Genomic DNA, 20,068 nt, shown 5'->3' on the forward strand with positions numbered 1-20,068 from the left:
AGCCTTTCCGACCGATAACTTCCGGCCGGAAGGTCATGTGGGTCTTGCGGCGGTGAAACCTTCAGGCCCGGTCTCGCAGCCCGGCCCGTGAACGCCGCGGGCGAGATTACCCGCCCACGGCCCTCGCGGTATCACCGGCCCGGCACCGGGTGAGCTCGGCGTTCCCGCCTACTCACCCGTCGCCTTCGCGATGATCTCCTTCGCCACGTTCGCGGGAACCTCGGCGTAGGAGTCGAACTGCATGCTGTAGCTAGCCCGGCCCTGGGTCTTCGACCGCAGGTCGCCGACATAGCCGAACATCTCCGACAGCGGCACCAGGGCGCGGACGACGCGGGCTCCCCCGCGCTCCTCCATCGCCTGGATGATGCCCCGACGGGAGTTGAGGTCGCCGATCACGTCACCCATGTTCTCCTCGGGAGTGGTGACCTCGACCGACATCATCGGTTCGAGCAGCGCCGGGTCGGCCCTGCGGGCCGCGTCCTTGAGCACCATCGAACCGGCGATCTTGAATGCCATCTCGGACGAGTCGACCTCGTGCGCCTGACCGTCGAGCAGCGTGAGCTTCAGACCCACCAGCGGGTAGCCGGCGAGCACGCCGTACTGCATGGCGTCCTGGGCACCGGCGTCGACCGACGGGATGAACTCCTTCGGCACCCGGCCACCGGTGACCGCGTTGGCGAACTCGTAGGTCGGCGAGTCGTTGGTCAGCGGCAGCGGCTCGACGCTCACGATCACCCGGGCGTACTGGCCCGAGCCACCGGTCTGCTTCTTGTGGGTGTACTCGATCTTGTCCACCTTGCGGCGGATGGTCTCGCGGTACGCCACCTGCGGCTTGCCGATGTTCGCCTCGACGTTGAACTCGCGGCGCATCCGGTCGACCAGGATGTCCAGGTGCAGCTCACCCATGCCGGCGATGACCGTCTGGCCGGTCTCCTCGTCGAGGCTGACCCGGAAGGTCGGGTCCTCCTCGGCGAGCCGCTGGATGGCGGTGCCGAGCTTCTCCTGGTCGGACTTGGTCTTCGGCTCGATCGCGACCTGGATGACCGGCTCCGGGAAGGTCATCGACTCCAGGATGACCGGGTTGGCCGGGTCGCAGAGGGTGTCGCCGGTGGTGGTCTGCTTCAGACCCTGCACGGCGATGATGTCGCCAGCCTGGGCGGAGCTGCGCTCCTCCCGCTTGTTGGCGTGCATCTGGTAGATCTTGCCGATCCGCTCCTTGCGGTCCTTGGTGGAGTTGATCACCTGCGAACCGGAGTCGACCTTGCCCGAGTAGACCCGCACGTAGGTCAGCTTGCCCAGGTGCTTGTCCGTCTGGATCTTGAACGCCAGGCCCGAGAACGGCTCGCTGCTGTCCGGCTTGCGCAGCAGCGGGGTCTCGCCGTCGGTGGCGGTGCCCTCGATCGCCGGAATGTCCAGCGGCGACGGCAGGTAGTCCACCACGGCGTCGAGCATCGGCTGGATGCCCTTGTTCTTGAAGGCCGAGCCGCAGAGCACCGGGTTGGCCCGGCCACCGATGGTGGCCCGCCGGATGGCGGCCTTGATCTGGTCGACCGAGAGCTCCCCGCCGTCCAGCGACTCGAGGTAGATCTCGGTGAACTCGTCGTCGACGCTGGAGAGCGTGTCGAGCAGCGTCTCGCGGCCGGCGGCGGCGGCGTCGGCGAGGTCGGCCGGGATCTCCTCGACCGCGTAGTCCTCGCCCTTCTGGGTCTCACCGCGCCAGGTCAGCGCGCGCATCCCGATCAGGTCCACGACACCGATGTGGTCGGCCTCCAGGCCGATCGGGATCTGCAGCACCAGCGGGGTCGCGTTGAGCCGGTCGACCATCATCTGCACGCAGCGGTCGAAGTCCGCCCCGGTCCGGTCGAGCTTGTTGACGAAGCACATCCGGGGGACGTTGTACTTGTCGGCCTGCCGCCAGACGTTCTCGGTCTGCGGCTCCACGCCGGCGACGCCGTCGTAGACGGCGACGGCACCGTCGAGCACCCGCAGCGACCGCTCGACCTCGACCGTGAAGTCGACGTGGCCGGGCGTGTCGATGATCTGGATCGTGTGGCCCTTCCACTCACACTTGGTGGCGGCGGAGGTGATGGTGATCCCCCGCTCCTGTTCCTGCTCCATCCAGTCCATGACGGCGGCGCCCTCGTGGACCTCACCGATCTTGTAGGTGATGCCGGTGTAGAACAGGATCCGCTCGGTGGTAGTGGTCTTACCGGCATCGATGTGCGCCATGATGCCGATGTTGCGTACGTTGGCGAGCGCGTCTGCGGCGGCCACTTCAATCCCTACTTGTCGTCTCGTCGTCTCGATCGGCGTAATCGCGACCGTTGCCGGGTCCCGGTGCGGCGGACCGCACCGGAACCCGAAGGCCGTTACCAGCGGTAGTGCGCGAAGGCCTTGTTGGACTCGGCCATCTTGTGGGTGTCCTCGCGCCGCTTGACGGCGGCGCCGAGACCGTTGCTCGCGTCGAGCAGCTCGTTCATCAGCCGCTCGACCATCGTCTTCTCCCGGCGGGCGCGGGCGTAGGTGACCAGCCAGCGCAGCCCGAGGGTGGTGGCCCGGGGCGGACGGACCTCGACCGGCACCTGGTAGGTGGCGCCACCGACCCGGCGGCTGCGCACCTCCAGCGTCGGCTTCACGTTGTCCATCGCCCGCTTGAGGGTGACCACCGGGTCGGTGCCGGACTTCTCCCGGCAGCCCTCCAGGGCCTCGTAGACGATGCGCTCGGCGAGCTGCCGCTTGCCGCGGAGCAGGATCTTGTTCACCAGCTGGGTGACCAGCGGGGAGTTGTACACCGGGTCCGCGACCAGCGGGCGGCGCGGAGCGGGGCCCTTACGCGGCATGTCAGCTCTTCTCCTTCTTCGCGCCGTAACGGCTGCGGGCCTGCTTGCGGTTGCGGACACCCTGGGTGTCCAGCGAACCGCGGACGATCTTGTAACGCACGCCCGGAAGGTCCTTCACCCGGCCGCCACGGACCAGCACGAGCGAGTGCTCCTGCAGGTTGTGCCCGACGCCGGGGATGTACGCGGTCACCTCGATCTGGCTGCTGAGCTTCACCCGAGCGACCTTGCGCAGCGCGGAGTTCGGCTTCTTGGGGGTGGTGGTGTACACGCGCGTGCACACGCCGCGCCGCTGGGGACTCCCCTTCAGCGCCGGCGTCTTGGTCTTGCTCGTCTTCGCCTGGCGGCCCTTGCGGACCAACTGCTGGATCGTGGGCACCGGGTTTTTCGCTCCCTCCGGCCGCCTGCTCGCGACCGCGCCGTGTGTCTTCAGCCGCCCGCGCGGGCGACTCTCTTACCTTCCGACCAGGGCCGCCTGGCGGCGGTCCCGGCACCCGCGGTCGGGCGTGTCGCTCGATCGCGGTTTCCGCCGTCGTCTCGTCGACGCCGGATTCCAGCTCGCCGGCACGCCGTGGCGTGGCCGACTCGTTTCGACTGTGTCGTGACGGTGCTCGGTTGCCACCCGTGGACTTGCCACCACGCGGACTCGGGCACACGCACGAGTTGCCCGGGCATGCCCGGGCACGAGAGGAAAGAGTACCTACCGTGAGTGGGCACGTCAAAACAGGACTCCGGGATGTCGTCACCGCCCCCGGCCAGGCCCCACATCTCCGCGTCGCTCACGACATGCACTGCCGACATCCAGTGTACCGGCTGATTTCGCAATCGCACGCGTGGCCCCGACAACCGGCAGCCCGCCCCACCCCGGACGCGGGCCCGGCACCCGCCCTGAACAGGACCGACCGCCGCCCCTGGCCACAGGCCGCCCCGCCGGGCACGTCCAGCCCACGCCGCCCATCGCCCCCTGCACGGGGCCGCCGCCCGGCTGCCCGCCGCCGCCGTTCAGACCAGTTGCAGCAGCACCGCCACGGCGAGGGCCAGCACGGTCACCGCCAGCCCGACGGCGGAGCAGGTGATCCCCGCGATCGCCAGGCCACGGCCGGTGAACCGGACCGGCGGCGCGGCACCACCCGGGCCGGTGTCGCCGGCCGCCCGGCGGCTGAACCAGGAGGGCAGCCGCGCCGGGCCGGTCTGCCGGCGGCCCAGCTCGCCGAGGAGCAGACCGGCCAGGCCGAGCACACCGGCCAGCACCGCGAAGGCACCCGCCACCCAGCCGCCCCAGTCCGGCGAACCGAGCAGCCCCAGGCAACCGGCGACGAAGGCGACGAGCACGGAGCCGCTTCCGGCGACCAGCGACGTCACGGCCGGCCCCGAGGTGACCGGGGCCACGTCGAGATAGACCAGGCCGAACGGCGTACCCGGCACCGGGGCCACCCGGGTGGGCGCCCGCAGCGACTCCCGGGGCGGCGCCGGCACCCGGGCCGGGAGACCACCGCCGGCAGCCCCCGGCCCACCCACCGGTCCGGGCATTCCCGGGTACGCGGCCGCCGGCGCCGACGGCACACCCGGCGCTGCGGTCCGCAGCCCGGTCGGCAGCGCGCCTCCGGCGCCGGTGGACACCGCGGCAGGTGCCGGTCCGGCGGCCGGCCCCGCACCGGAAGTCGCACTCACCGGCACCGCAGCACCACCCGGGCTGGCCGGGACGGCAGCCGAACCACTCGGAACGGCACCCGGACCGCCCGGGACGGCACCAGAGCCGCCCGGGACAGCACCCGGACCGCCCGGGACGGAGTCCCGGTGACCGGGCTCGGGGCCGGCCTGCGTGGGCCGGGCCCACTCGCTGGCGGGTCCCCGCGGCTGCGCCGGACCGCTTGCCCAGGGCATCTGCGGGGTGGCTGTCGGCAGCGTGTACGACGGCTCGTGGTAGCGCGGCTCGTGCTCGGCGGGTGGCTCCGGCGTCCGGTCCGCCGCGCGCTCCGCCCCGTCCGGCTGCGCCTGCTCCGTCACGCACTCCCCCTGACGTAACCACCGGGCCGGCATGCCCGGTGGCGGAACCGATCATCGGCCGACCGGGGAATCGCCCGATCGGGGCCCGACACGTCGCGCCAAGGTCAGGTTACCGCCGCGGGGCCGCGCAGCACCGGCCCGGTTACGTCCGGGGGCCACCTCCGGGCTCGCCGACCGGAGCGGCCGGCCACCCTACCGTCGGCCGATCCCCGGGTGTGCCGGACCCGCCACCGGTCGGGCTCAGTCCACCCCCGGCGCGAAGTCCCGGCCGACCGAGCCGTCGGCCAGGGTGACCACCCCGATCACTGTCACCACCACCGCCGCCGTCGCCGCGAGGACGACAGCGGCCCAGGCCATCCACTCGCCACGATCCAACCAGGCGGCGCCGGTCAGGTAGCCGCCCGAGGCGTACGCCTCGCGCCGGGCCTGCCGGGCCAGCAGCATCGCCACGGTCGCCGGCACGACGCCGCCGACCAGTGGACCGGTGAGCAGTGCCACCAGGCCGAGGGCGAAGACGGCCCGCGCCTTGGTGGAGCGCACCGGATCCGGGTCGAGCGGATGGCGCCCGGCCGGACCGGCGACCGGCGTCGTCGTCACGCCGCCAGCCTATCGAACCCGGCGCCCGACGCCGGAAAGGCTGCGGCGCCCCGCCCTCGTCGTCACCGACGGGAGCGGGGCGCCGCGGATGTCGCCTAGCGGTACGACCCGAAGTCGAAGTCGTCCAGCGGCACCGCCTGCCCGCTGGCCGGCCCGAACCCGTAGTCGGTCTCCGGGTAGCCGGTCATCGAGTAGACCTTGGCCTTCGCCTCCTCGGTCGGCTCGACCCGGATGTTGCGGTACTTGCTGATGCCCGTACCGGCCGGGATGAGCTTACCGATGATGACGTTCTCCTTCAGACCGATCAGCGAGTCGCTCCGGGCGTGGATCGCCGCGTCCGTGAGCACCCGGGTGGTCTCCTGGAAGGAGGCCGCCGAGAGCCACGAGTCGGTGGCCAGCGACGCCTTGGTGATGCCCATCAGCACCGGCCGGCCCGCCGCGGGCTCGCCGCCCTCGGAGACGAGCCGGCGGTTCTCCGACTCGAAGAGCGCCCGGTCGACAAGCACGCCCGGCAGGAACTCGGTCGAGCCGGAGTCGATCACCGTCACCCGCTTGAGCATCTGGCGGATGATGATCTCGATGTGCTTGTCGTGGATGAGCACACCCTGCGACCGGTAGACCTCCTGGACCTCCTGGGTCAGGTGGACCTGGACCGCCCGCGGGCCGAGGATCCGCAGCAGCTCGTGCGGGTCGATGGTGCCCTTCGTCAGCTTCTGGCCGACGTCGACGTGCCCACCCTCCTGCACCTGCAGCGGAACCCGCTTGGAGATCTTGTCGTACACGATCTCGTCGCTGCCGTCGTCCGGCACGACGATGATCTTGCGCGACCGCTCGCCGTCCTCGATCCGGACCCGGCCCGGGGTGTCGGCGATCGGCGCCTTGCCCTTCGGGACCCGGGCCTCGAAGATCTCCTGGACCCGGGGCAGACCCTGGGTGATGTCCTCACCCGCGACACCACCGGTGTGGAAGGTCCGCATCGTGAGCTGCGTGCCCGGCTCACCGATCGACTGGGCGGCGATGATGCCGACCGCCTCGCCGACGTCCACGGTCTTGCCCGTCGGCAGCGAACGGCCGTAGCACGCACCGCAGACGCCGAGCTTCGACTCGCAGGTGAGCACGCTGCGCACCCGCACGGTGTCCACCCCGGCCGCCACGATCCGGTCGACCAGGATCGAGTTGAGGTCGGCACCCCGCTCGGCGACCAGGTTGCCGTCCGGCCCCTTGATGTCGTCGGCGAGGGTACGGGCGTGCACGCCGGTCTCGACGTGCTCGTGCGCCATCAGCTTGCCGTCGAACTGGACGGCGATCTGCATCGAGATGGCGCGGTCCGTCCCGCAGTCCTCCTCGCGGATGATCACGTCCTGCGAGACGTCCACCAGACGGCGGGTCAGGTAACCCGAGTCGGCGGTACGCAGCGCGGTGTCCGCCAGACCCTTCCGGGCACCGTGCGTGGAGATGAAGTATTCCAGGACGGAGAGACCCTCCCGGTAGCTGGCCTTGATCGGCCGCGGGATGATCTCACCCTTCGGGTTGGCCACCAGACCACGGATCGCGGCGATCTGGCGGAGCTGGAGCAGGTTACCGCGGGCACCCGAGTTGATCATCTTCCAGAGCGGGTTCTCCTGCGGCAGCGCGGTCTCCATCTCCTTGGCGACCTCGTTGGTCGCCTTGGTCCAGATCTCGATGAGCTCGCCGCGACGCTCCTCGGCGGTCATCAGACCCCGCTGGTACTGCTTGTCGATCTGCTCGGCTTCCTTCTCGTACCGCTCCAGGATGTCCCGCTTGCGCGGCGGCGCGATGACGTCCTCCATGCCGATCGTCACACCGGACCAGGTGGCCCAGTGGAAGCCGGCCTCCTTGAGCCCGTCGAGCGTCGCGGCCAGGGCCACCTTCGGGAACCGCTCGGCGAGATCGTTCACGATCGCGGAGAGCTGCCCCTTGCGGATCTCGTAGTTCACGAACCGGTAGCCCAGCGGCAGGGTCTCGTTGAAGAGCACCCGCCCCAGCGTGGTGTCCACGGTCAGCGGCTCGCCCGGCGTCCAGCCCTCCGGCGCCGTCCACGGCGTCGCACCCGGCCCGTTGTCGACCTCGACGACGCTCCGCAGCCGGATCTTCACCGGGGTCTGCAGGTGCAGCTCGCCGCTGTCGAAGGCCATCCGCGCCTCGGCGTCCGAGCTGAACACCCGGCCCTCACCCTTCTCACCGGGGGTGAGGTGGGTCAGGTGGTAGAGGCCGATGACCATGTCCTGGGTGGGCATGGTGACCGGCTTGCCGTCGGCCGGCTTGAGGATGTTGTTCGACGAGAGCATCAGGATCCGGGCCTCGGCCTGCGCCTCGGCCGACAGCGGCACGTGCACCGCCATCTGGTCGCCGTCGAAGTCCGCGTTGAACGCGGTGCAGACGAGCGGGTGGATCTGGATCGCCTTGCCCTCGACGAGCTGCGGCTCGAACGCCTGGATGCCGAGCCGGTGCAGGGTCGGCGCCCGGTTCAGCAGCACCGGGTGCTCGCCGATGACCTCTTCCAGCACGTCCCAGACGACCGGCCGCTGCCGCTCGACCATCCGCTTCGCGGACTTGATGTTCTGTGCGTGGTTGAGGTCGACAAGCCGCTTCATCACGAAGGGCTTGAACAGCTCCAGCGCCATCTGCTTGGGCAGGCCGCACTGGTGCAGCTTGAGCTGCGGACCCACCACGATCACGGAACGACCGGAGTAGTCGACCCGCTTGCCCAGCAGGTTCTGCCGGAACCGGCCCTGCTTGCCCTTGAGCATGTCCGAGAGCGACTTCAACGGCCGGTTACCCGGCCCGGTGACCGGCCGGCCACGCCGCCCGTTGTCGAAGAGCGCGTCGACGGCCTCCTGGAGCATCCGCTTCTCGTTGTTGACGATGATCTCGGGGGCACCGAGGTCGATCAGTCGCTTGAGGCGGTTGTTCCGGTTGATCACACGGCGGTAGAGGTCGTTCAGGTCCGAGGTCGCGAACCGGCCACCGTCGAGCTGCACCATCGGGCGCAGGTCCGGCGGGATCACCGGTACGCAGTCCAGCACCATGCCGAGCGGCGAGTTGCGGGTGTTCAGGAACGCCGCCACGACCTTGAGCCGCTTGAGCGCCCGGATCTTCCGCTGTCCCTTACCGGTCCGGATGATCTCGCGGAGGTTGTCGGCCTCGGCGTCCAGGTCCATGTTCTGGACCAGCGCCTTGATCGCCTCGGCGCCCATCCCACCGGTGAAGTACTCGCCGAACCGGTCCCGCAGCTCGCGGTAGAGCAGCTCGTCGGTGACGAGCTGCTTCGGCTCCAGCTTGCGGAAGGTGTCCAGCACCTCGTCGAGGCGGTCGATCTCGCGCTGCGCCCGGTCGCGGATCTGGCGCATCTCGCGCTCTCCGCCCTCCTTGACCTTGCGCCGCACGTCCGCCTTGGCACCCTCGGCCTCCAGCTCGGCCAGGTCGGCCTCGAGCTTGGCGGCCCGCTTCTCGATCTCCGAGTCGCGGCTGTTCTCGGCCTGCCGCTTCTCGGCCAGGATCTCGTTCTCCACCGTCGACAGGTCACGGTGCCGCGCCTCGGTGTCCACGCTGGTGACCACGTACGACGCGAAGTAGATGATCTTTTCGAGATCCTTCGGGGCCAGGTCGAGCAGGTAGCCGAGCCGGCTCGGCACACCCTTGAAGTACCAGATGTGCGTCACCGAGGCGGCCAGCTCGATGTGGCCCATCCGCTCGCGCCGCACCTTGGAGCGGGTCACCTCGACACCGCAGCGCTCGCAGATGATGCCCTTGAACCGGACCCGCTTGTACTTACCGCAGTAGCACTCCCAGTCCCGCTGCGGACCGAAGATCTTCTCGCAGAAGAGCCCGTCCTTTTCCGGCTTCAGGGTGCGGTAGTTGATCGTTTCAGGCTTCTTGACCTCGCCGTGCGACCACTGACGGATGTCGTCGGCGGTGGCCAGGCCAATCCGCAACTCGTCGAAGAAGTTGACGTCGAGCACGTTATACGTCCCTCGTGTCGTGTCGTTTTACCACTAGCTCACTGGCCTGGGGGTTCGGGACGGCCCGAGCCGCCCCGAACCCACCACGCACCCTCACACCTCTTCGACCGAGCTCGGCTCGCGCCGGGACAGGTCGATGCCGAGTTCCTCCGCGGCCCGGAAGACCTCGTCGTCGGTCTCGCGCATCTCCAGGGCCACACCGTCGCTGGAGAGCACCTCGACGTTGAGGCACAGCGACTGAAGCTCCTTGAGCAGCACCTTGAAGGACTCCGGGATGCCCGGTTCGGGGATGTTCTCGCCCTTGACGATCGCCTCGTAGACCTTGACCCGGCCGAGGACGTCGTCGGACTTGATCGTCAGCAGCTCCTGCAGGGCGTACGCGGCGCCGTACGCCTGCATCGCCCAGCACTCCATCTCGCCGAACCGCTGGCCACCGAACTGCGCCTTACCACCCAGCGGCTGCTGCGTGATCATCGAGTACGGGCCGGTCGACCGAGCGTGGATCTTGTCGTCGACCAGGTGGTTCAGCTTGAGGATGTAGAGGTAGCCGACCGCGATCGGGTCGGGCAGCGGCTCGCCGGAACGCCCGTCGAAGAGCTGCGCCTTGCCACTCGCGCCGATCAGCTGGTTGCCGTCCCGGTTGGGCAGGGTCGACGAGAGCAGACCGGAGATCTCCTCCTCCTTGACGCCGTCGAAGACCGGCGTCGCCACGTTGGTGTCCGGCTCGGACTCGTGCGCGTCGATCGCCCGCAGCGCCCGCTTCCAGTCGATGTCGTCGCCGTCGACCTGCCAGCCGGTCTTGGCGACCCACCCGAGGTGGGTCTCCAGCACCTGGCCGATGTTCATCCGGCTCGGCACGCCGAGCGGGTTGAGCACGATGTCGACAGGCGTGCCGTCCTCCAGGAACGGCATGTCCTCGACCGGCAGGATCTTGGAGATGACGCCCTTGTTGCCGTGCCGGCCGGCGAGCTTGTCACCGTCCTGGATCTTCCGCTTCTGCGCCACGTAGACCCGGACCAGCTCGTTGACGCCCGGCGGCAGCTCGTCGCCGTCCTCGCGGCTGAAGGTGCGTACGCCGATGACCGTGCCGGTCTCGCCGTGCGGCACCTTCAGCGAGGTGTCCCGGACCTCGCGCGCCTTCTCGCCGAAGATCGCGCGGAGCAGCCGCTCCTCCGGGGTCAGCTCGGTCTCGCCCTTCGGCGTGACCTTGCCGACCAGGATGTCCCCGGTGACGACCTCGGCACCGATCCGGATGATCCCCCGCTCGTCGAGGTCGGCGAGCATCTCCTCGCTGACGTTCGGGATGTCGCGGGTGATCTCCTCCGGACCCAGCTTGGTGTCCCGGGCGTCGACCTCGTGCTCCTCGATGTGGATCGAGGTGAGGACGTCCTGCTGCACGAGGCGCTGCGACAGGATGATCGCGTCCTCGTAGTTGTGGCCCTCCCACGACATGAACGCGACCAGCAGGTTGCGGCCGAGCGCCATCTCACCGTCGTCGGTGCACGGGCCGTCCGCGATGACCTGGCCGGCCTCCACCCGGTCGCCCTCGAAGACGACGGGCTTCTGGTTGACGCAGGAGCCCGCGTTGGAGCGGCGGAACTTGTGCAGCAGGTAGGTGCGCCGGTGGCCGTCGTCCTGGTGCACCGTCACGTAGTCGGCGCAGAGGTCCTCGACCACACCGCCGACCTCGGCGACGACCACGTCACCGGCGTCGACGGCGGCCCGGTACTCCATGCCGGTGCCGACCAGCGGCGACTCGGCCTTGACCAGCGGCACCGCCTGGCGCTGCATGTTCGCGCCCATCAGTGCCCGGTTGGCGTCGTCGTGCTCGAGGAACGGGATCATGGCGGTCGCCACCGACACCATCTGGCGCGGCGAGACGTCCATGTAGTCGACCGCGGTGGGCGCGACGAAGTCGACCTCACCGCCCTTCCGGCGGACCAGGACCCGGCCCTCGGCGAAGGTGCCGTCGCCGCGCAGCGCCGTGTTGGCCTGCGCCTTGACGAACCGGTCCTCCTCGTCGGCGGTCAGGTAGTCGATCTGGTCGGTGACCCGGCCCTCGACCACCTTCCGGTACGGCGTCTCGATGAAGCCGAACGGGTTGACCCGGCCGAAGGTCGACAGGGCGCCGATCAGGCCGATGTTCGGGCCTTCCGGCGTCTCGATCGGGCACATCCGGCCGTAGTGGGACGGGTGCACGTCCCGGACCTCGAAGCCGGCCCGCTCCCGGGACAGACCGCCCGGGCCGAGCGCGCTCAGCCGGCGCCGGTGGGTGAGCCCCGCCAGCGGGTTGGTCTGGTCCATGAACTGGGACAGCTGCGACGTGCCGAAGAACTCCTTGATCGCCGCCACCACCGGGCGGATGTTGATCAGGGTCTGCGGGGTGATCGCCTCGACGTCCTGGGTGGTCATCCGCTCCCGGACCACCCGCTCCATCCGGGAGAGGCCGACCCGAACCTGGTTCTGGATCAGCTCGCCCACCGTACGGAGCCGGCGGTTGCCGAAGTGGTCGATGTCGTCGGCCTCGTAGCCCTCCTCACCGGCGTGCAGCCGGCAGAGGTATTCGACGGTGGCGACGATGTCGTCCTCGGTCAGCGTGCCCCTGTTCATCGGCACGTCGACTTCGAGCTTCTTGTTGAACTTGTATCGGCCGACCTTGGCGACGTCGTACCGCTTCGGGTTGAAGAAGAGGTTGTCGAGCAGGGTCTGGGCGTTCTCCCGGGTGGGGGGCTCGCCCGGCCGGAGCTTGCGGTAGATGTCGAGCAGCGCCTCGTCCACCCCGGCGATGTGGTCCTTCTCCAGGGTGGTCATCATCAGCTCGGACCAGCCGAACCGCTCGCGGATCTGCTCGTTGGTCCAGCCGATCGCCTTGAGCAGGACGGTGACGGCCTGCCGGCGCTTGCGGTCGATGCGGACACCCACGGTGTCGCGCTTGTCGATGTCGAACTCCAGCCAGGCACCCCGGCTCGGGATGACCTTGACGCTGGAGAGGTCGCGGTCGGAGGTCTTGTCCGGCTGCTTGTCGAAGTAGACGCCCGGGGACCGGACGAGCTGACTGACCACCACGCGCTCGGTGCCGTTGATGATGAAGGTGCCCTTCGGCGTCATCATCGGGAAGTCACCCATGAACACCGTCTGGCTCTTGATCTCGCCGGTGGTGTTGTTGGTGAACTCCGCGGTCACGAAGAGCGGTGCGCAGTAGGTCAGGTCCTTCTCCTTGCACTCCTCAATCGAGGCCTTGACCTCGTCGAAGCGGGGCGCGGAGAAGGAGAGCGACATGGTGCCGGAGAAGTCCTCAATGGGACTGATCTCGTCGAGGATTTCAGCGAGACCCGATCGAGCGTGCGGGTCGTCGGCCGACCGGCCCTGCCAAGCCTCGTTGCCGACCAGCCAGTCGAACGACTCGTTCTGGATGGCAAGGAGGTTGGGGACCTCGAGGTGTTCGGTAATCCTGCCGAAGGAGATTCGGCGGGGCGCGAAAGCGCTCGACGTACGGCTGGTCTTCGCAGGGCGGGAAGCTGCCAAGATGCGTCCTTCCGAGGACCGGTGCTGCTAGATGCGGCTGTCACGCGTGCACTCCAATGGCCCCACTCCAAACGCCCAAAACTGGACATTCCGAGCAGGGGTCAAGTCGGAAGGCAGCGCAAACTAGCAGTGTAGCCGAGCGGCTAACCGCTGTCCAGCCCACCACGGCAGGGCGTTGCAGAACGTGTCGCCGGCAGGCTGGCCGGCGCGCGTCGAACGCGCTCACACGTCCCGCACGCATCCCGCTAGGCCTCGTGGTCACCAGCGGCTCGTGGTGCTGCCGCCGCTCTTACCCAGGTGTCGGCCGTCGCAAGCGCGGAAGGTCTCGCTGATGTCAGCGTGCCTGCCGCTTCGTGCCGCGTCAAGGGCTGATGCCCGGGTCGGGCCACGTCTTTGCCCGGCCCGCCATCCGGAGCTGGCCACCCGGACGGGTCCGCGAGGGCCGTCCGAGCCACCAAAGCCCTGATCATCGACGGTCGCAGCCAGTCAGCGAACGGAGACGGGCGGCGATCCGGCGCCGGATCGCCGCCCGTCGACGACGCTGCTGTGCGTCAGCTCACTCGGCCGACGCGGGGAACTACTTGAGGGTGACCTTGGCGCCTTCGCCCTCGAGCTTGGCCTTGGCCTTGTCGGCGGTCTCCTTGTTGGCCTTCTCCAGGACCGCCTTCGGCGCGCCCTCGACGAGGTCCTTGGCCTCCTTCAGGCCCAGGCCGGTCAGCTCGCGCACGACCTTGATGACCTGGATCTTCTTGCCGCCGTCGGCCTCCAGGATGACGTCGAACTCGTCCTGCTCCGGCTCGGCCTCGGCGGCCGGGGCGGCGGGGCCACCGGCGGCGACGGCCACCGGCGCGGCGGCGGTCACGTCGAAGGTGGTCTCGAACTGCTTCACGAACTCGGAGAGCTCGATCAGCGTCATCTCCTTGAACGCGTCGAGCAGCTCTTCGGTGCTGAGCTTCGCCATGATCGGCATTCCTCTCTAAATGATCTTTCGGCAGGGCTCAGCCCTGCGACTCCTTCTCACGCTTGTCCTGCAGGGCAGCCGCCAGGCGGGCGGTCTGCGCCAGCGGCGCCTGGAACAGGGCAGCGGCCTTGCTCAGGCTGCCCTTCATCGCGCCGGCCATCTTGGCCAGCAGCACCTCGCGGGACTCCAGGTCGGCGAGCTTGTTGACCTCGTCGGCGCTGATCGCCCGGCCCTCGAAGACGCCGCCCTTGACGACGAGCTTCGGGTTGACCTTCGCGAACTCCCGCAGACCCTTCGCCGCCTCGACCACGTCACCGGAGACGAAGGTCAGCGCGGTAGGACCGGTGAACAGCTCGTCGAGGCCGGCGATGCCAGCGTCCGCCGCGGCACGCTTGGCCAGCGTGTTCTTCGCCACCTCGTAGGTCGTGTCCCGACCGAGCGAGCGGCGCAGCTGGGTCAGCTGGGCGACCGTCAGACCGCGGTACTCGGTCAGCACGGTGGCTCCGGCGTTGCGGAAGTGCTCGGTGAGCTCGGCGACGGCGGTGGCCTTGTCGGCCCGAACCGGCTTGTCCGCCATGTCCCTCCTCTCTCGTTGCTCCAGGCTGGCCACGGCCGACCGGCCGGCGGGCGCGATCGGACCCCGGGACGGAGATCGGAAGCTCACACCGCAACGAGAAAGCCCCGGCGCAGGGCGCACGGGGCGGGAAAGGGTCATGTGTGCGACACGACCTGCACGCTCACCGTCTCCCCCTGCGCGGGCCGCCCGTCGAGCGGGACCTTCGACCGTGCCGGGGCACGGTGACCAGCGGTCTCTGGGTTATAACGTCGGTCGCACGAACACGACCGCAGTCAAGACTACGCGACCGCGCGGGTGACGACCAAATCACCCCTGGTGTCCCGGGTCACGTCCGGCGGCGGCGCAGCCAGGCGTACCCGGCCAGGGCGGCGGCGCTCCAGAGCAGGGCGTGCCCGGTCAGCAGCGCCACCGACCAGCCGGTCGGGCCGGCGGTGCTGGCCCGGGCGGTGGCGAGTACCGGTGGCGCGATCCAGGGCAGCACCGAGTCCTTCAGCCCGAGGACGTAGCCGCCGACCACCCCACCGACCAGGGCGGCCAGCCCGTGGAGCGGTCTGACCGTCGCGGCCCGGCTGGCCAGCGCGCCCAGCCCGACGGCCACCGGCAGGACCAGCAGGTGCGCCCAGAGCCCGACCGTCAGCCCCAGCCCGAGCGGCAGGTCCCCGGCCCGGTCCGGCCCGGTCACCCCGCCGACCAGCCAGGGCAGGACGAGCGCGACCGGCACCAGGGCCAGCCCGGCCACCCCGGCCGCGAGCAGCCCGCCGGCGAGTTCCGCGCGCCGGCCGGCGGCGACCACGGCGAGCCGGCGCTGGACGTCCGGCTCGGTGTCCAGCAGCAGCTTGGTCTGCCAGGCCAGGACCGGGAAGAGCACCACGGCGGAGACCCCGTACGCCTCGGCCGCCTGCGCCCCGGCGCCACCGTGCAGCACCGTCAACGCCACCAGCCCGGCGATCAGCGGCGGCAGTGCCCGGGCGGTCCGGACGAACCCGGCCAGCCGCATCCGGGCCAGGGCGGTCACGGCGTCCTCCCGTCGACGGCCTCCCCGGCGGCGTCGGGGGCGAGGGCGGGCCTGGGATCGGGATCGGGATCGGGGTCGGGGTCGGGGTCGGCGGGGCGTACCCGGAGCACCTGGTGACCGGCGGCGCGCAGGGCGGCGACGGTCTCCGGGGCCCGGGCGGCCGGCACCGCGATCTCCACCACGGAGGTCCCGGGCCCGGCGGCCGACCGCTCGGCCCCGGCCGACGGCCCGACCGAGACGGTGCCGTCCGCCACCGTCCACCGGGCGGCGTACGGCAGCCGCACCGTCTCACCCCGGTGGTCGCTGACCAGCACGGCGCCGCCGCCGTCGAGCACCTCGGCGACCAGCTCCGGGACGAGTCCCCGGGTCGGCCCGTCCAGCCCCTCCCACGGCTCGTCGAGGACGAGCAGCCCCGGCGGCCGGAGCAGGGCCTGGGCCAGCCCGACCTTCTGGGCCGTGCCCTTGGAGAGCGCGGGCAGCCGCACGTCACGGTAGGGAGCCAGCCCGAGGCGTTCGGTCCAGCCGTCGACCGTACGGGCTGCGGCGGCGGCCGTCAGGCCCCGGACCCGACCCATCCCGGTCAGGTACTGGTCGACGGTGTACGGCTGGTCCGCCGGGAAGCGCTCCGGCACCCAGCCGACCGTGCCGGGCCGGTCCCGTACCGCGCCCCGGGTGGGGGCCAGCACGCCGACGGCCACCTGGAGCAGCGTCGACTTGCCCACACCGTTGCGGCCGAGCACCACCGCGCTCCGGCCGGGGCCGATCTCCAACTCGACGCCCCGGAGCACCCAGGGTGCGCGCGCGCCGTACCGCAGCCAGACCTGATCCAGTCGCACGGATAGGAGGGTGCCACAGCGCCGCTCGGGACGCGGGCAGCCCACCTCGGCCGGGGGCCGGAGATGGACCGGAGCGGGGCGGCGGAAACGCCGACGCGGGGCACCCGGCGGACGGGCGCCCCGCGAACGGACGGGACTGTCGGGTCGGTCGGGGCTCAGGCCGCGTCGGACTCCCGCAGGTTCTTCACCGCGTTGGGGTCGACCGGAACGCCCGGCCCCATGGTGGTGGTGAGGGTGATCTTCTTGAGGTACTTGCCCTTCGCCGCGGACGGCTTGGAGCGGAGCACCTCGTCGAGGACCGCGGCGTAGTTGTCGACCAACTGGGTCTCGGAGAACGAGGCCTTGCCGATGATCAGGTGCAGGTTGGAGTGCTTGTCCACCCGGAAGGTGATCTTGCCGCCCTTGATGTCCGAGACGGCCTTGGTGACGTCCATGGTCACCGTGCCGGTCTTCGGGTTCGGCATGAGACCGCGCGGGCCCAGGATCCGCGCGATCCGGCCGATCTTGGCCATCTGGTCCGGCGTGGCGATCGCCGCGTCGAAGTCGAGCCAGCCCTCCTGGATCCGGGCCACCAGCTCGTCGGTGCCGACCACGTCCGCACCGGCGGCGGTCGCCTCCTCGGCCTTGGCGCCGGCCGCGAAGACGATCACCCGGGCGGTCTTGCCGGTGCCGTGCGGCAGGTTGACCGTGCCCCGGACCATCTGGTCGGCCTTCCGGGGGTCGACACCGAGGCGCATCGCGACCTCGACCGTGGCGTCGAACTTGACCGTGCTGCTCCCCTTGGCCAGGCGTACGGCGTCGACCGGGGTGTAGAGCTTGTCCCGGTCGATGGCCTCGGCGGCCTTACGGTAGTTCTTGCTGCGCTGCATGTCTGGTTACTCCTGTGGTGTCTGGCGGGCCACGGCGCTCCGCGGCCCTCCCACGAACTGGTCGATCGGGGGGTGGGGACCTATTCCTTGACCGTGATGCCCATCGACCGGGCGGTGCCGGCGATGATCTTCTCGGCCTGGTCGAGGTCGTTGGCGTTGAGGTCGGCCATCTTCTTCTCGGCGATCTCACGCAGCTGGGCGCGGGTGACCGAGCCGACCTTCTGGCTCTGCGGGACGCCGGAACCCTTCGGCACGCCGGCGGCCTTGATCAGCAGTCGGGCGGCGGGCGGGGTCTTCAGCACGAAGGTGAAGGTCCGGTCCTCGTACACGCTGATCTCGGCCGGCACGATGTCACCGCGCTGCGACTCGGTCTGCGCGTTGTAGGACTTGCAGAACTCCATGATGTTGACGCCGTGCTGACCCAGCGCCGGACCGACCGGCGGTGCCGGGGTGGCCTGGCCCGCCGGGAGCTGAAGCGTGAACGTCTTGACGAGCTTCTTCTTCGGAGGCATGTCTCTTCCTGGGCTTGAAACTGGGGAACGTGCACCTGACGTCGCCGGTGGGCGCGCACGGTCAAGCGCGCCCACGGTGCGGGCGACGTTCAAGAGTAGCGCAGCGCCGGACCGGGCCGCGCGCCGAGGTGGGCCGGGGGCCACACCGGGCGCGGATCACCGCCGAGGTGGGCCGGGGGCCACACCGGGCGCGGATCACCGCCGAGATGGTGCCGGCGCCGGCTTCGGTCAGATCTTGGCGACCTGGTTGAAGTTCAGCTCGACCGGGGTCTCCCGGCCGAAGATCGACACCAGCACCTTGAGCTTCTGCTGGTCGGCATTGATCTCGCTGATCGTTGCCGGCAGCGACGCGAAGGCGCCGTCGGTCACCGTGACCGAGTCGCCGACCTCGAAGTCGAGCACCTTGACCTCGGGCTTCGCCTTCTTGGTCTCGGTCTCCACCGCCGGGGCGAGCCACTTGAGCACCTCGTCGAGCGAGAGTGGCGCCGGCCGGTCGGCCCGGTCGGTGGAGCCGACGAAGCCGGTGACCCCCGGGGTGTTGCGGACGCAGGAGTATGACTCCGGGGTCAGCTCCATCCGGACCAGGATGTAGCCCGGGAAGACCTTGTTCTGGACCTGGAGGCGCTTGCCGTTCTTGACCTCGACCTCTTCCCGGGTCGGCACCTCGACCTGGTAGATGAACTCCTCCATGTCGAGGCTGGTGATCCGGGTCTCCAGGTTGGTCTTGACCTTGTTCTCGTAGCCGGCGTACGAGTGCACCACATACCAGTCGCCGGGGGCGTAGCGCAGCTTCTGCCGCAGCTCGGCCACCGGGTCGTACTCCACGTCCGGTTCCACGTCCGGCGCCTGGTCGGCACCGAACTCCGGCTCGTTGGCGGCCTCGACCGACTCGTTACCGCTCGCCGTCGCCACCGCGGACTGCTCGTCCGGGGTCTCGGCGGTCTCGTCGTACTCAGGCACGCTCGCTCACTTCCGTCACTATCAGGTGGGGCAGGTGGTCAGCTGGAGCCGCCGAAGACCCACAGCACGCCGCGGGCGAAGGCGTAGTCCAGCCCGGCCACGATCGTCAGCACCACGGCGACGAAGACGACCACCACGGCGGTGTAGGTCAGCAACTCCTTGCGGGTCGGCCAGATGACCTTACGCAGCTCTGCCACGACCTCGCGGATGAACCGGGCGATCCGGCCGAATATTCCGACCCGGCCCTCGGTCCTGGTCTTGGGCCTGCTGTCCGCCGAGTCGGTCCTGGTGCGCTCCCGGGTGGCGGTGCCGCCACGACCGACCGGCTCGTCCGCCTCGTCAGCGTCATCGTCGACAACGTCGTCGATCATCTCGTCGTCGAGACGGCCGTTGTCGTCCTCGTCGCGCCGGTTCTTCTCGGCCACTTCGCCCTCCGTCGCCGGGTGGTTGGTACGCGCGTCGGGGTGGACGCGCGCTGCGCTGGTCACGCCGGCCGGACCCGGGTTTCCGCCCGGGGCGCCGACCGCCTCGACCGGACCCCCGGACGACCGTCCCCCGGAACGGCCCGCGGCCGGCGGAGCGGCCGGGGACGGACCGGGCGGATGCACCACCTCGGCTCGACCCCGCCGATGCCACCAACACGAGCCGGTCGCCACAGGTGATGGCGACGCCGATCCCGGGACCGGTCAGGCCGTAGGCGCAGGGGTGACAGGACTTGAACCTGCAGCCTGCGGTTTTGGAGACCGCTGCTCTGCCAATTGAGCTACACCCCTGTGCGGGCGGCGGACCCACTCAGGCACGCATGCCTGAGCAGAGGCCACTTGCCCCACGGCGGACCAGTGTACGGGTAGAGGCACGACTTTCCCAACCGGTCTCTGTCGGCGTGCGCGTCGCAGCCGGTCCACCCGCGCCGCCGCCGGCACCGCCGGGGCGGGCCGGCAGCCGCTCAGGCCGGGGTACGGATCACGGCCCGGGCCTGCGCCAGCACCTTCTCGCCCTGGCAGGTGGCGGTCAGGTCGAGCCGGGTCAACCCCTCCTCGGGTACGCCCCGGACGGCCGCGCTCACCTCGATCTCGGTCCCCTCGTCGTCGTCCGGCACCACCACCGGCCGGGTGAACCGGACGCTGAACTCGACCACCGCGTCCGGCGCACCGGCCCAGTCGGTGACGGCCCGGCCGACCAGCGCCATGGTGAACATGCCGTGCGCGATCACCCCGGGCAGGCCGACTCCGGTGGCGAACCGGTCGCTCCAGTGGATGGGGTTGAAGTCGCCCGAGGCACCGGCGTAGCGGACCAGGTTCGCGCGGGTGACCCGGAATGTCCGCGGCGTCAGCTCCAGCCCGGCCCGCTCCGCCGTCCCGGCCCGCTCCGCCGTCTCGGTCGTCTCCA

At 70.2% G+C, this 20,068-nt stretch carries 16 protein-coding genes and 1 tRNA gene; all 17 read right to left on the minus strand.

The window, feature by feature from the left end; translation table 11 throughout:
• Window positions 1-168 precede the first annotated feature (168 nt).
• Window positions 169-2,274 carry an elongation factor G gene (gene fusA / locus ACN27G_RS25765; protein ID WP_421495326.1) on the minus strand — a complete coding sequence of 702 codons (2,106 nt, stop codon included), beginning with the start codon at window positions 2,272-2,274 and terminating at the stop codon, window positions 169-171.
• 95 nt (window positions 2,275-2,369) lie between these two features.
• Window positions 2,370-2,840 (minus strand): 30S ribosomal protein S7, encoded by a 471-nt coding sequence (gene rpsG, locus ACN27G_RS25770; RefSeq protein ID WP_421495327.1) that lies wholly within the window; start codon window positions 2,838-2,840, stop codon window positions 2,370-2,372.
• A 1-nt stretch (window position 2,841) separates the two neighbouring features.
• On the minus strand, window positions 2,842-3,216 hold the full coding sequence (rpsL, locus tag ACN27G_RS25775) for a 30S ribosomal protein S12 (protein WP_101368150.1): 375 nt from the start codon (window positions 3,214-3,216) through the stop codon (window positions 2,842-2,844).
• 623 nt (window positions 3,217-3,839) lie between these two features.
• The gene (locus ACN27G_RS25780; protein WP_421495328.1) at window positions 3,840-4,508 is read right to left on the minus strand and encodes a hypothetical protein; all 669 of its coding nucleotides are present in this window, start codon (window positions 4,506-4,508) and stop codon (window positions 3,840-3,842) included.
• 576 nt (window positions 4,509-5,084) lie between these two features.
• On the minus strand, window positions 5,085-5,441 hold the full coding sequence (locus ACN27G_RS25785; RefSeq protein ID WP_421495329.1) for a hypothetical protein: 357 nt from the start codon (window positions 5,439-5,441) through the stop codon (window positions 5,085-5,087).
• 95 nt (window positions 5,442-5,536) lie between these two features.
• Window positions 5,537-9,424: a DNA-directed RNA polymerase subunit beta' gene (locus ACN27G_RS25790; protein WP_421495330.1), complete on the minus strand. Its 3,888-nt coding sequence runs from the start codon at window positions 9,422-9,424 to the stop codon at window positions 5,537-5,539.
• A 93-nt stretch (window positions 9,425-9,517) separates the two neighbouring features.
• Window positions 9,518-12,949, minus strand: coding sequence for a DNA-directed RNA polymerase subunit beta (locus ACN27G_RS25795; RefSeq protein ID WP_421495331.1), 3,432 nt, complete (start codon window positions 12,947-12,949; stop codon window positions 9,518-9,520).
• Window positions 12,950-13,526: 577 nt separating this feature from the next.
• Window positions 13,527-13,910 carry a 50S ribosomal protein L7/L12 gene (rplL, locus tag ACN27G_RS25800; protein ID WP_421497462.1) on the minus strand — a complete coding sequence of 128 codons (384 nt, stop codon included), beginning with the start codon at window positions 13,908-13,910 and terminating at the stop codon, window positions 13,527-13,529.
• Window positions 13,911-13,947: 37 nt separating this feature from the next.
• Window positions 13,948-14,487, minus strand: a complete 540-nt coding sequence (rplJ, locus tag ACN27G_RS25805; RefSeq protein WP_421495332.1) for a 50S ribosomal protein L10 — start codon at window positions 14,485-14,487, stop codon at window positions 13,948-13,950.
• A gap of 325 nt (window positions 14,488-14,812) precedes the next feature.
• Window positions 14,813-15,502 (minus strand): hypothetical protein, encoded by a 690-nt coding sequence (locus ACN27G_RS25810; protein ID WP_421495333.1) that lies wholly within the window; start codon window positions 15,500-15,502, stop codon window positions 14,813-14,815.
• A complete protein-coding gene (locus ACN27G_RS25815; RefSeq protein ID WP_421495334.1) occupies window positions 15,499-16,338 on the minus strand; it encodes an ATP-binding cassette domain-containing protein in 840 nt (279 codons plus the stop codon). Before ACN27G_RS25815 ends, ACN27G_RS25810 begins: the two co-directional genes overlap by 4 nt.
• Before the next feature lie 155 nt (window positions 16,339-16,493).
• A complete protein-coding gene (rplA, locus tag ACN27G_RS25820) occupies window positions 16,494-17,207 on the minus strand; it encodes a 50S ribosomal protein L1 (RefSeq protein WP_421495335.1) in 714 nt (237 codons plus the stop codon).
• 80 nt (window positions 17,208-17,287) lie between these two features.
• On the minus strand, window positions 17,288-17,719 hold the full coding sequence (rplK, locus tag ACN27G_RS25825; protein ID WP_421495336.1) for a 50S ribosomal protein L11: 432 nt from the start codon (window positions 17,717-17,719) through the stop codon (window positions 17,288-17,290).
• 228 nt (window positions 17,720-17,947) lie between these two features.
• Window positions 17,948-18,679 carry a transcription termination/antitermination protein NusG gene (nusG, locus tag ACN27G_RS25830; RefSeq protein WP_421495337.1) on the minus strand — a complete coding sequence of 244 codons (732 nt, stop codon included), beginning with the start codon at window positions 18,677-18,679 and terminating at the stop codon, window positions 17,948-17,950.
• 38 nt (window positions 18,680-18,717) lie between these two features.
• Window positions 18,718-19,104: a preprotein translocase subunit SecE gene (gene secE, locus ACN27G_RS25835; protein ID WP_421495338.1), complete on the minus strand. Its 387-nt coding sequence runs from the start codon at window positions 19,102-19,104 to the stop codon at window positions 18,718-18,720.
• A 275-nt stretch (window positions 19,105-19,379) separates the two neighbouring features.
• A tRNA-Trp gene (locus tag ACN27G_RS25840) sits at window positions 19,380-19,452 on the minus strand.
• Window positions 19,453-19,625: 173 nt separating this feature from the next.
• Window positions 19,626-20,018, minus strand: coding sequence for a MaoC family dehydratase (locus tag ACN27G_RS25845; protein ID WP_421497463.1), 393 nt, complete (start codon window positions 20,016-20,018; stop codon window positions 19,626-19,628).
• Window positions 20,019-20,068: the final 50 nt, after the last annotated feature.

Source organism: Plantactinospora sp. WMMB334 (assembly GCF_049179095.1).
Classification (GTDB): Bacteria; Actinomycetota; Actinomycetes; order Mycobacteriales; family Micromonosporaceae; genus Plantactinospora.